This is a genomic window from Patescibacteria group bacterium (assembly GCA_018896645.1).
GTDB lineage: Bacteria > Patescibacteriota > Patescibacteriia > UBA2591 > JABMQE01 > JAHIMF01.
The window spans coordinates 1-12,092 of sequence record JAHIMF010000059.1 but is presented as its reverse complement, the minus strand read 5'-3'; the positions used below and the strand labels follow the sequence as shown (position 1 = coordinate 12,092).

The following is a 12,092-nucleotide window of genomic DNA, read 5'->3' as shown; positions in this document are numbered from 1 at the left end:
GCCATGCAAGGGCACAGGAACAATAATTCCAAAAACTTTATGGCGATAAATTTGATGACTGCCTTTTTGCCGAACTAATTTATAACCGTTGGCCAAAAGTATCGCAATTAATCTTTTAGCCGTTATGGGTTTCATAAATTTTCGTTTTAGCTGGCATTGATATTTGAATATCAGCAATAATTGGTCGTTGTTTTGAAAAAGGAATCCTTTCTTTTTCGCTGGCCAATTCCTCAAGCCATAATTCTAAAACTTCCTCTGCTTTCTCCTGGGCCTCTTCAAAAGTTTTTCCAAAAGTAACGCATCCAGGAAACATTGGGAAAGAAACATTATATCCACCCCCAATCGCCGGTTCAAAAACCCCTGGATATTCTAAAATCATTTTTCGTTTGTTAGATTTCATATTCATAGTATATCCAATTTGAAAAATAGTGTCAAATAAATTCACCAGTTACAACAAATACTTTCAACTCACAATTTTGTAGCAGGACACCGCGTTTTTGAGTCCAGAATGCATGTGAACTTATTTCATAAGCTATCTCTCACTCTTTTCCAAGCCAACTTTGAAATATGTTCATCTATTCATATTTTCATTTGTCATTTAAAAATTTCGCAAATAAAAAAATCTTCTCAAAAAAGATGATAAATGATAAATGTTAAATGAGTAAATCGTAAAGTTGGTTTAGAAAAGTTCTTTAAAAAACAAAAAACAGGTTTAATCCTGTTAAATAATTACAATTAAAAAGCTCTTTGAAAAACTATATAGTCCTTAGCAATACCCCAAATTTCTTAACTTCATGAGCAATTGGGTTCTCTTCCACAAAATCTTTAGGATGAATACCCACCGGTTCAATTCCTCGTTCAACATCAATCTCGCGGCGCTTTGTCCATAAATAAACAAGAGGGTTAATACCTTTAAATTTTGAGGAGACAATGCAAACGTCAACATCACTCCAAGCGCGAGCTTTGCCTCTGGCCAGAGATCCAAAAAGATAAGCCGACTTAATCGGCAGTTTATAATCTTCCTTTAGATAATCAAGATATTCTTTAGCATATTTTTTAGCTTCCGCTAAACTGGTTGATTTTTGAGCCATAGATATAATTTTTTAGTGGTTTGATAATATCTTTTCGTGTATGCCGGCGTTGCCGTTTTGTAAAAAGATGATTTGTAATCGTCATAACGACTCGCAATATTAAAAGTATTGATAACAGCTAATTCCTTTTTCTGTTGGGCGTCAAGAGATATTCCTGCTTTGTTAGCCAAATCCTGTAAATCATGAATAATTGGAAACATCTTATTGTTCGCTTTTGCTACCTTTCCTTTTAAAATAAATTCTAAAGTCAAATGACAAAAGAACAAACAATCCGCGTATCGCTTACTCTTCAGCAATGATTCTGCCGTCTCCCACTTTCTTTGACTGTTAGTAAAGCAATAATTTGTTAATATTTTGATATTCATGTTTTTATTGAAAAAATCTTATTTCTATTATATCATTTCTAAATCACCTGTCAAATTTTAAAACTCAATTAGCAATTTGTACTTTGGAAAACTGTTTTTGACAATTTAATATTATGATAAGATTAGCTTAGAAAAGAAATTTTATCTTCTGTAGCGGGGCAAGATTCTTATGCGTAAGTTGCTTGCAAATTATGTACAAGAAAAATCTCTCTCCTTTCTTGCCCCACTTTAGGAGATAAAATCAAAAAACCGTCCCGCTCAAACTGGGACAGTTTTTTATTTCCAAAGATTCCTAATTTCTTATTTGAGATATTAGAGAAATATTCGAGCCGATTTGAGTCAAACAATAACCATACACCAATAATTAAAACCTAACCCTCGAGTAAAAATCAACACTCAAAACATCCTCTCCTTCCCCACAATCACTTTCAATTTTTGAGGCGCCACTTCAATCGTTGCCGGGGTTTTTATTGTTTTATAATCATCAATCACCAACGAAGCTTCGCGTTCGGCGTTTTCATCGGCCTCATTGGGCAGGCTGGTTATTTGGATACTCTTGGCTACAAATAAACTATCAGCCAAGAGTTCAGGTTTTTTAAAAAAAGAGCGGAATCCAGAAGGCGAGCTGGCGACGATGGTTTGCAGTATCCCGTCTTTAGGGTTTATTTTTTGTTTAAAAAAGCAGCCAAGATTGCAAATATTAATTTGTTTTGCTGCCGGTTGAGGCAAGATTTTATAATGCCCGTCGCATTCCAGGACCACCTTCTTGGCATCTGCATGAATAGAGGTTAAGAAGTATTGGCCATTGATTTTTCCTAAATCCAAAATATCAATCAGCCGGTTAGACAAAACATCGCAAGCCAGTTCGCTAGAGGGGATACCAAGCAGTTTAGCAATGTTATTTTCTGGGCCGATTGGGATGACCCCTAAGGTTACGCTAGGATAGCGGGGGATAATATCTACTAACTGGCTGATGGTTTTGTCGTTACCCACTGCCACCACGGTTTTCGCGCCCCACTTAATAGCGTCTTCGGTTAACTCGCGGATGTTATTTAAAGGATTGAGTTTGCCTATCCTGCCGTTAACACCCAAATCAGTAGTCCGAGCTTCAACTTGATGAAGTATTTTTTCGTATTTTTTGTCAGCCAAGAAGGAATCGTATAAATAAAAAAACATGGGTGATTGAATTAAGTCTAAAGTCTCCGCCTACGCCAAGGCTTCGGCGGACAGGTAAAATCTAAAGTTAAAAGTTTATTCTGTTTCAGCAACTTCAATTTTTTGAATTTCATCATCATTCATTTCTTCTTTTGTTTTTTTCTTTTCTTTCTTTTTTTTATCGTTATTAATTCCAGACCCGGCATCTTCAACCATCGAGCACTGGCCATTAAAGCTGGCGCCTCTTCCCACAAGTAGACTGTGGGTAGTGATATTGCCGTCAATCCTTGCGCTTTCTGCTAGTTCTACCTCGTTTTCTGCTTTAATATTGCCCTGCACTTTCCCGGCAATATAAACATTGTCTGCTTCCAGATCGGCACTCACTTTAGCGCCAGGACCGATCCTTAAATTATTTTTTGTTTTTAAACTGCCTTCTAATTTGCCCTCAACAATCACATCACCCTCGCCTTCAAAATCTCCTTTAACCCCAACGCCTGGACCAATAATTGTTTGGGTCTCCTCCAAATTACTGGGAATTTGATTGTCGTCATGCTTTTTGAACATAGCTGATATTTTTAATGTTTAAGGCCTCCTGCTTTTATCCCCTTGTTATTAATATAGTTTATTACATTCTGTTTAAAATGTCAAAGGAAAATCGTGAAAATCATGATACACGAAACACACAACACGATCCACAATACTTAATAACACGGTCCATTAAACTTATAATCTGTTTCGTATTATGTGTTTCGTGTATTGTACGGAGAGGGCTTGAAAATAATTCAAAAATGAGCTATGATTTGATTATATAATTATAATATTTTACAAGCCTATGGACGAAGCATTAAACCAAAAAAGTGATTATCTAAAAAAGGATTTGTCGTTAGTATTGGCGTTGGTTATTTTTGTGGCAGTGATTGTCGTTACTTTGGTTATTATTGACAGCCGCACCAACTATCTTTCTACCTTAGCGCATGATTTGATGAGTTCGATTGTTGGGGACTAAATACCGCGCCCTCGTAGTTCAACGGATAGAACAAAGGACTCCTAAGCCTTAGATGCAGGTTCGACTCCTGCCGAGGGCACCACGGGCCTGTAGCTCAATTGATAGAGCGCGTGATTCGCATTCACGAGGTCGGGGGTTTGAATCCCCCCAGGTCCACCACCCGATTCGCCCGGCTTGCTGATTGAGTTGAAAGACAAAAAAATCCGCTTGCTTGCATTGAGCGGATTTTTTGGACATTAATTAAAATAAGTATCAAAATCCAACCAGATAATAAAACCCCAACAAAAATAAAATAATTGAACCAACCAAAGCCATCCAAGTGACAAACTTGCCCGAAGTCATCCAAACAGACATCTTAAAAAAGGCGAGTAAGAAGACAATCAGCTCGTCCAACATATAGAAAAGAATAAAAAGGGCGATGTAAAGAAGATAGCCAAAAAAGGAAAGATTGGCGTTAGATAAGACACCGGCATAGACAACTGGAACAACCGCTGAACAAGGAAATTCTACAATAGTAATAACCGCCGCAAAGAGAAGTACACTGCCAATAACCGCCAAAACATTCCCTGGCCGACCCAGAGATTCTTTTAGACGCCCAGAAAACCTTGACATGATTTTTTGTCCGGCGCCAATCTCACAGGTTGGCCCTTGTTTTTTAAATTTAATGAATTGCTTTAAGAAATAGATTCCCCCGCCAATACCCAAAAGCCCAATCAAGATTTCCATTATTTTAAGATAGGGTGAGAGCAGAGCAAAAATTTGATACCAGAGGGTAATCAACAAGCCATAAACAATAGCAGTAGTCAGAATAAATAGGCCGCCATAGATTAGAATTTTTCGTCGGGAGCGAAGCGCTAAAACCAAGCTCAAAATTAGAATCAAAGCGCCCAAAGAGCAGACATTAAAACCATCCAGTAGCCCCAAGACAACAGCCATGGCTGGTAAAGAATAATTTTGGATATTAATTTCACCAACGACAGGCAGAGTTATGTAGTTTTCAGCATCATGTGTCGAACAGGAGCACAATGGCGGACAGGATGATTGACCGGCAGCTTCTGATTGTTCTTGAATTGCAGTTTCAATCTCTTTACCCTTGCCTTCGGCATTATCAAAACCCAAGAAAAAATTTTCACCAACAAAGGTCATCGGCACCAAACCAAGATATCTTTCAGCTCCGCACTGTCCAGCCAATTCTTTTAACAAGGCCTGATTGTTCGGGTCATCAATCAGGTAGCGATTTATGATTACATCAGGATACTTTTCTTCTATGGCATCCAAGAATTTTTGTTCATCGCGGCAGTGAGGACAAGATTGGCTATAAAAAAAGTTAACCCCCGCGCTCTCTTGGGCAGAGGTTGTATAGGGTAAGATGATGCCGGTAAACAGCAGAATTAGACCTATTATTGGTGTCAATTTTTTCATATTGTTTTTATATTTTAGAAAAATTAAATCTATTCAATATTAGCATAATTTCAGCTGAAAAACAAGAGAAGAAATTAAATATGATTTACAAAAAGGCTTTTTTAAAAGGCTTAAAAATGATAAGATAAAAGCAAGAAAACAATAAATCAAAAAATCAATAAATCAAAAGAATTGTTTTCTTTTCTTTCTTTCTTGATTTTATGTCTCTCACCCGCCGTATTGCCCACAACACCATAATCCAAGTCGCTGGCAAAGCAATAAGCATTGCCCTGGGTTTGGCCACAATCGCCATGATGACTCGTTATCTTGGCAAGGTTGGGTTTGGCCAATATACCACCATCACCGCCTTTCTGCAGGTTTTCACGATTTTTGTTGATATGGGCTTGGCTTTGATGATGGTGCAAATGATTTCCAAGCCGAATGTGGTCGCGTCCCCGGAAGGCGAGATTCGCGAATCTCGCCTTCCGAATGGCGTAATCACCGAATCCAAGCTCGTCAGCAATTTTATCAGCCTGCGTTTTATCTCTATCTTAATTTTTCTCGCACTCGCGCCGCTCATTGCTATTTTTATTCCGTCATATTCCCAGGTTATTAAAATAGGCATTGCCATTACTGCCGTATCGTTTTTCTTTGGCGCCTTGATTCAAGTTTTAATGGGAGTCTTTCAAAAACATTTGCACATGGAGCGGGTTGCGATTGCTGAACTTGTTGGCCGGTTATTTTTGGTTGGATTTACAGTATTGGCCATTTTTATGCAATGGAGTCTTTATGCTTTTCTGGGGGCGATGATTTTGGGCGGCGCAATCAATTTCTTATGCCTCTTTTACTTTTCCCGCAGATTTGTTAAGATAAGATTTCAAATTGATTTAGCCGTCTGGAAAAGCATTTTAAAACAGTGCTGGCCCATTGCTTTATCCATTGCTTTTAATTTAGTCTATTTTAAAGCTGACACTATCATCTTGTCCTTGACTCGCAGTCAAGCAGAAGTGGGAATCTACGGCGCCACTTATCGCGTTTTGGAAATTGCTATTGTTTTTCCGATTATGTTTATCAATTTGGTCCTGCCGTTTTTAACCCGCAGTTGGGCTAACAAAAATTTAGATAAATTCAAAAACATCTTGCAAAAGTCCTTTGATTTTTTAGTGATAGCGGCAGTGCCCATGGTCATTGCCGCTTTATTCTTAGGCACCCGCGTCATGACCCTGGTCGCTGGCCAGCAATTTGAAGCCAGCGGATTAGTGCTTAAGTTCTTAATTATTGCCACGGCTATTATTTTCATTGGCAACCTATTCGGCCATATAATCGTGGCAATTGATAAGCAAAAGCAAATGCTTAAATATTATATTTTAACTGCCATCATAGGGCTCATTGGATATTTAATACTAATTCCTAAATACTCTTATTTTGGCGCAGCTGGTATGACTATTGTGGCAGAAGTAATCATTGCTTTAGCCGCATTTCTTATTGTGTGGCGAACAACAAAAGTTGCTCCAAAATTTATGATTTTCTGGAAGTCATTATTAGCTAGTTTAATTATGGCAGTGCCATTGTATTTTTTGAGAGGGTGGAATTTGTTTTTGTTGATTGCAATTTCTGGTATAATCTATTTCACCACATTATACTCAATCAAGGGTTTCAGTAAAGAAATGATTAAAGAAGTCGTAAAACTAAAATCGTAAAAAAGAATAGTAAATACACGAATAATAATAAATAATAGATTCCAAAATATGTCAGATGAACATATGATCATATGAATATATTATTCACCACATCTCTCCTTCTCTTTACCCTAATCACCATCTATAAAACAAGATTGGGAATTTATCTTATCCTGATTTTAGTTCCCAGTTTTTTAATCCGCACACAGATTTTTTCTATCCCCACAACTTTTTTAGAGTTATCGATTTATATTCTTACAGCAATTTGGCTACTCAAAAAAACAATAAGTTACAACTGTGTTACGCGAAGTCTCCCGAAGGGAGACGAGCTTATTACTACGAGTTACAAAAATCTTATTCAACACGCCAAACCTTTTTTAATCCCAATAACCCTGTTTATCCTCGCTGCCCTAATCTCAACAGCGATCTCTCCAGACAAACGCCTCTCACTGGGCATCCTCAAGGCCTGGATTTTAGATCCATTGCTTTTTACAATAATTTTCATTGACCAAATTAAAACCCGTGAACACGTCAATAAGGTTATCGCCAGCTTAAGTTTAATGGTGCTTTGGGTTTCCGCCTATGGCATTTATGAATATTTTGTTAATCCCCGAAATCTGATTGAGTATTTACGTTTGGACTCCATTTTCACCTCTGCCAATTATGTCACAATGCTCACTGTCCCAGTTACACTAATAATCATCAGCTATTTAATTTCAACGTTAAAACAATATAACAATATAACAATAGAACAAAAAAACAATGAAACAAAAAAACAACTAAAATTTTCCTCATTTTGTTTTCTTGTTTTCTTGTTTTCTTGTTTTCTTGTATCAACAACGGCCATCTATCTAACAAAATCTTTCTCCGGCTGGCTCGGCCTTAGCGCCGGAATATTCATTCTGCTATTATTAACGCCGATAAAAAGAAAAATTAAGATTATTACTATTTGTTCTTTGCTTGTCTTGGGTGGTTTGTTCGCCTATACTCAAAAAGACAATCCTAAATTTCAAGCGCTCACTAACTTCACCGGCCGGACAGCCGTGCATTCACGAATCCAGATTTGGAAAACTTCGGTTGAAATTATAAAAGATAATCCAGTTTTAGGGATTGGCCTGGGAAACTTTCATAACGCATATCTTAAATATTTGCCAAAAACAGTCAAAGCTCCGCTTGAACAGGAAGTTATCAAACCGCATAATCTATATCTAAATCTTTGGCTGGAAATGGGGCTTTTGGGGCTGGTTGCATTTTTGTGGTTAATTGTAGTATTTTATAAAAAGGGGTTAGGCATTAAGTATCAGGTATTAAGGGCAACTGTTTTTGCTGCGATGACGGCGTTGCTTATTCAGGGTTTCTTTGACACTCCATATTTTAAAAATGATTTGTCGCTGATATTTTGGTTGATTATCGGACTATCCATAATCCGTGTTGATCCGTCAAATCCGTTAAATCCGTGTTCCAAACTGAACACAGATGACACGGATTAAACGGATTTTCACAGATATTTTTTGGTAACTAAATATTTGAATTTAAAAATTGTTTAGAATTTCGGATTTCGGATTTAGAATTTATATTTTATGGAGAGGTGGCTGAGTGGTTTAAAGCGCGACTCTCGAAAAGTCGTAAGGCAGCAATGTCTTCGCGAGTTCAAATCTCGCCCTCTCCGCCACCTTCCATTCTTTATTAAAATTTGGTATAATAAAAATAACAATATAATCTACATTTAATTTACTTAAATCTTTACCCGCCGTAGCTTCGGCGAAGGCGGGTGCTGTATCATGTCCATCACTAAAGCCATAATCCCCGCTGCCGGCTTCGGCACTCGTTTTTTACCAGCTACTAAAGCCCAACCAAAAGAAATGCTGCCGGTTCTTGATAAACCAGTAATCCAATATATTGTTGAAGAAGCCGTAGCATCAGGAATTAAAGATATTATTTTTGTTGTCAGCCACGGCAAAGAAGCGCTGGAAAATCATTTTGACATCAATTTTGAAATTGAAAACAAATTGGTTGAGGCTCAAAAAAAAGATGTTTTAAAAGAGGTTCGTAAAATATCCAAGCTCGCTAACTTTATTTATGTACGCCAGGATATTTATAATTTCTACGGCAATGGCGCCGCCGTACTGTGTGCCGAACATATTATAAATAAAGAGCCCTTTGCTGTGCTTTGGGGCGACGATTTATTTGATTCTAAAAAACCCCGGCTTAAACAACTAATTGAGGTTTATGAAAAATACAAAAGTCCAGTTCTCACTGCTTACGAAGTTGACGACGAGGGAACCAATAAATATGGAATCATTGATGGCGAAGAAATTTCAAAAAATGTTATTAAAGTTAAATCAATAATTGAGAAACCCGGACCCGAGAAAGCCCTTTCTAGAATCGCCTCGCTTGGTGGCTTCATTCTAACCCCGGATATTTTTCCAATTTTAGAAAAACTTCCTCGCGGCAAGGGGGGCGAGCTCTGGCTGGTGGATGCTATCTTTAGACTTATGAAAAAACGACCAGTGTATGCTCGGAAAATTGAAGGTAATTATTATGACACTGGTAGTCCATTGGGTTGGCTTAAAACTAATGTTGAATTCGCGCTCAAACACTCATCGTTTAAACAGGAGTTTCGCGGGTATTTGAAAGGTTTAAATCTGTGACCTATGTTTTACCTTGATAAACTTACAAGTTAATAAATAGTTAATACGATAGTTAATAAAGTTAATAAAAAATGACTTATAAGTTTTATGAGCTAGAAATCTGGAAAATAGGCTACAAATTGTGCATGGAAATTTACGATATAACCGAAATATTTCCAGAAGAAGAAAAATACGCTCTCACTACCCAGATAAGAAAATCAGCTAATTCAGTAATTGCTAATATTGCTGAAGCTCATGGCCGTTATTATTACGCAGACAAAATAAGAGTTCTTTACATCTCAAGGGGAGAGCTTCAAGAAACTCAAAGTCATTTGGCCGTTGCCTATGGCAGAAAATATATAGATACCCAAACTTTTCAAAACCTAAGTCGTAGTTACGAGGATTTAAAAGTAAAGATTAATAACTATATCACTTCTATAAACAATAAGAAACAAAACGGATAAAAATTCCAAAATTATTAACAACTGTATTAACTTTATTAACAATTTTATTAACTATAAAAGACCCATGAAAACGAAAATAATTATAATCACCCTCATCCTTGTTTTCCTAGTAACCACGGGCTTCAGCTGTCGCTATACTCCCGGAGATGTTGCGGAACAGCTAAAGCCAGTCAAGTTAACTTGGTGGCGGGTTTGGGATACCAGCGATAATTTTTCTTCAATCCTGTCTAATTATAAAGTTGGTCATCCTCATATTTCCATTGCTTATAAAAAGCTGCGCTATGAAGAATACGAGCAGGTTTTACTTGAGGCTTGGGCGGAAGACCAGGGTCCTGATATTTTTTCTATTCCCGTTACTTGGCTTAGAAAATATCAAAGCAAGATTGCTCCGATGCCGGAAAGCACCCGGGTGCCGGAGTTGCGGGTGAGCGGCTCTTCATGGAAGCCCACAGAAGAAATTATTACGCCGATTACTCCCGGCCCTACTCCCAATGATTTAAAAACAAAATGGGTGCCCACAGTATATGAAGATGTAATTATTGAAAACGAAATTTGGGGACTGCCGTTGGGCATTGATACCCTGGTGCTGTTTTATAACCAAGACTTGCTTGATAAGGCAAAGATTGCTTTCCCGCCAAAGACCTGGACCGAGTTTAAAGACCAGGTTAAAAAATTAACTTTAATTGATGAGCAAAGCAATATTGTCCAGGCCGGGGCGCCCTTGGGGACAGCCGCTAATGTCACCCGGAATACAGACATTCTGTCTCTTTTGATGCTCCAAAATGGCGTGGAAATGCCGAACTTTAGTTCACCGTCTAAATTTGATTCTAGCTATTTTCCTGGCCAGGAAGCTTTACGTTTCTATTTAAGTTTTGCGGACCCCGCCAAAGAGGTTTATACCTGGAATGAGGAGATGCCAAACTCCTTAGACGCTTTTATTGCCGGCAAAGTTGCGTTTTTCTTTGGTTACTCCTATCACTTGCCCATAGTTCAAGCCCGAGCTCCAAAACTTAATTTTCAGATAACCCCGGTGCCCCAGATTACCAGCGGCATGAATGATATCAATCACGCTAATTATTGGATTGAAGTTGTGGCTAAAAAAAGCCCCCATCAAAACGAGGCTTGGAATTTTGTTCAGTTTGCCTCTTCCCAAGGGCAAGTATTGTCTTATTTACAAGCCGCAAAAAAACCAACCGCGCTTCGGGCCTTAATCGCTGAACAAGAAAAAGACTATGATATTCAAGCTTTTGTCGCTGGGGTATTGACTACCAAAAATTGGTATCATGGAAAAGACTTTAATCGAGTGGAAGAGATTTTTAAGGAAATGATTACCAACGTTCACCAAGGAAGCGCCACTATCCCCAAAGCCATTGATTTTGCGGCTAAACAGGTTGGGGTGACGTATTAACCCCTTCCGCTGGCTCCATAGTCCCCGGTCGCAACCGGGGCCGTGGAGCCGATATGCGATTAGCCTTTAGCACATGAAGGCTCCACAGCCCCTAAAGCTCTTTTCGTTCGCTCGGGGACTATGAGCCAGCGTCACTGAATAATAATAAATATTTTGAATTACGAAATGCATTTTTTTGTCATTCGCCTTTGTCATTCCGAGCCGCAGCGAGGAATCCCTTAAACAATGGTTATCCCCCCTGTCTCTCCATTACCCACATTTAAGCGATTCCTCACTCCATCCCGACTGCGGTCGTGACTCCGTTCGGAATGACAAAACGACTGGTCAAAATGACAAAAAGCGTTATTTCGTAATTCAAAGTAAATAATAAATACCAACGAAAGGAGGTGAACTTCATGAAAAAGAAAATTTTAATAGGAGCCCTGGCATTAGGGATCTTGTCTTTGGCGATAACTCCAGCCCTGGCCATAGTAGTCAATAAGGGCATGAACAGTGTTCAAACTCAAGTCGGTTGGAGCAATCAAGATTTAACCGTAACAGTTGGTAAAATTATTGGCATTGTTTTGGGCTTTTTGGGCTTGATTGCCTTAGTTATTATTGTTTATGGCGGTTTTAAGTGGATGACTTCCGGTGGAGAGGAAGAAAAAATTGCTAGCTCCAAAAAACTAATGATTGCCGGGGTTATTGGCATGTTGATTATTCTGGTTGCTTACGCCGCTTCTACCTTTATTGTTAGTCAACTTGTAGGCGCTGTATAGAATAATTATGTAGGAATAATACTTGCATAAAGTAGATAAAGAAAGCTTTCTTAGTCTATCCCAGTTACGGATAAATTATAGAGACATGCTAGATGAAATTTTAATGTCTATTACATAAGTAAGAGCGGGGCGGAG

14 protein-coding genes and 3 tRNA genes are annotated in these 12,092 nt (G+C 38.3%); 10 read left to right on the top strand and 7 right to left on the bottom strand.

What is annotated here, in order from left to right; translation table 11 throughout:
- The 6 genes from KKD20_04490 to KKD20_04465 all read right to left on the bottom strand — a co-directional run.
- The coding region (locus tag KKD20_04490; GenBank protein MBU4332351.1) for a type II toxin-antitoxin system HicA family toxin at positions 1 to 135 on the bottom strand (135 nt) is incomplete at its 3' end.
- Complete coding sequence (locus KKD20_04485) at positions 116 to 379, bottom strand: type II toxin-antitoxin system HicB family antitoxin (GenBank protein MBU4332350.1); 264 nt, start codon at positions 377 to 379, stop codon at positions 116 to 118. The genes KKD20_04485 and KKD20_04490, both read right to left, overlap by 20 nt.
- 376 nt (positions 380 to 755) lie before the next feature.
- Positions 756 to 1,091 carry a nucleotidyltransferase domain-containing protein gene (locus KKD20_04480; protein ID MBU4332349.1) on the bottom strand — a complete coding sequence of 112 codons (336 nt, stop codon included), beginning with the start codon at positions 1,089 to 1,091 and terminating at the stop codon, positions 756 to 758.
- Positions 1,067 to 1,456, bottom strand: a complete 390-nt coding sequence (locus KKD20_04475) for a HEPN domain-containing protein (GenBank protein MBU4332348.1) — start codon at positions 1,454 to 1,456, stop codon at positions 1,067 to 1,069. Before KKD20_04475 ends, KKD20_04480 begins: the two co-directional genes overlap by 25 nt.
- A 396-nt stretch (positions 1,457 to 1,852) precedes the next feature.
- On the bottom strand, positions 1,853 to 2,632 hold the full coding sequence (locus KKD20_04470; protein MBU4332347.1) for a hypothetical protein: 780 nt from the start codon (positions 2,630 to 2,632) through the stop codon (positions 1,853 to 1,855).
- Positions 2,633 to 2,707: 75 nt separating this feature from the next.
- On the bottom strand, positions 2,708 to 3,175 hold the full coding sequence (locus tag KKD20_04465; protein MBU4332346.1) for a polymer-forming cytoskeletal protein: 468 nt from the start codon (positions 3,173 to 3,175) through the stop codon (positions 2,708 to 2,710).
- A gap of 268 nt (positions 3,176 to 3,443) precedes the next feature.
- Between KKD20_04465 and KKD20_04460 the strand changes: the two genes are divergently transcribed.
- From KKD20_04460 to KKD20_04450, 3 genes are all read left to right on the top strand, one after another.
- On the top strand, positions 3,444 to 3,617 hold the full coding sequence (locus KKD20_04460; GenBank protein ID MBU4332345.1) for a hypothetical protein: 174 nt from the start codon (positions 3,444 to 3,446) through the stop codon (positions 3,615 to 3,617).
- 7 nt (positions 3,618 to 3,624) lie between these two features.
- Positions 3,625 to 3,699: transfer RNA gene (locus KKD20_04455), tRNA-Arg, on the top strand.
- A 1-nt stretch (position 3,700) separates the two neighbouring features.
- A tRNA-Ala gene (locus KKD20_04450) sits at positions 3,701 to 3,776 on the top strand.
- Positions 3,777 to 3,869: 93 nt separating this feature from the next.
- On the opposite strand, the gene KKD20_04445 is transcribed toward KKD20_04450, so the two are convergent.
- Complete coding sequence (locus KKD20_04445) at positions 3,870 to 5,039, bottom strand: hypothetical protein (GenBank protein ID MBU4332344.1); 1,170 nt, start codon at positions 5,037 to 5,039, stop codon at positions 3,870 to 3,872.
- A 200-nt stretch (positions 5,040 to 5,239) separates the two neighbouring features.
- On the opposite strand from KKD20_04445, the gene KKD20_04440 reads away from it, so the two are divergent.
- The 7 genes from KKD20_04440 to KKD20_04410 all read left to right on the top strand — a co-directional run bounded on the left by KKD20_04440 (position 5,240) and on the right by KKD20_04410 (position 11,957).
- The gene (locus KKD20_04440; GenBank protein MBU4332343.1) at positions 5,240 to 6,718 is read left to right on the top strand and encodes a flippase; all 1,479 of its coding nucleotides are present in this window, start codon (positions 5,240 to 5,242) and stop codon (positions 6,716 to 6,718) included.
- 71 nt (positions 6,719 to 6,789) lie between these two features.
- Positions 6,790 to 8,187 (top strand): O-antigen ligase family protein, encoded by a 1,398-nt coding sequence (locus KKD20_04435; GenBank protein ID MBU4332342.1) that lies wholly within the window; start codon positions 6,790 to 6,792, stop codon positions 8,185 to 8,187.
- A gap of 92 nt (positions 8,188 to 8,279) precedes the next feature.
- Positions 8,280 to 8,369: transfer RNA gene (locus KKD20_04430), tRNA-Ser, on the top strand.
- Between the two features lie 109 nt (positions 8,370 to 8,478).
- A complete protein-coding gene (gene galU, locus KKD20_04425; GenBank protein MBU4332341.1) occupies positions 8,479 to 9,348 on the top strand; it encodes a UTP--glucose-1-phosphate uridylyltransferase GalU in 870 nt (289 codons plus the stop codon).
- A gap of 71 nt (positions 9,349 to 9,419) precedes the next feature.
- Positions 9,420 to 9,791, top strand: coding sequence for a four helix bundle protein (locus tag KKD20_04420; protein MBU4332340.1), 372 nt, complete (start codon positions 9,420 to 9,422; stop codon positions 9,789 to 9,791).
- A 64-nt stretch (positions 9,792 to 9,855) separates the two neighbouring features.
- Positions 9,856 to 11,199, top strand: coding sequence for an extracellular solute-binding protein (locus KKD20_04415; protein ID MBU4332339.1), 1,344 nt, complete (start codon positions 9,856 to 9,858; stop codon positions 11,197 to 11,199).
- 395 nt (positions 11,200 to 11,594) lie between these two features.
- The gene (locus tag KKD20_04410; protein MBU4332338.1) at positions 11,595 to 11,957 is read left to right on the top strand and encodes a hypothetical protein; all 363 of its coding nucleotides are present in this window, start codon (positions 11,595 to 11,597) and stop codon (positions 11,955 to 11,957) included.
- Positions 11,958 to 12,092: the final 135 nt, after the last annotated feature.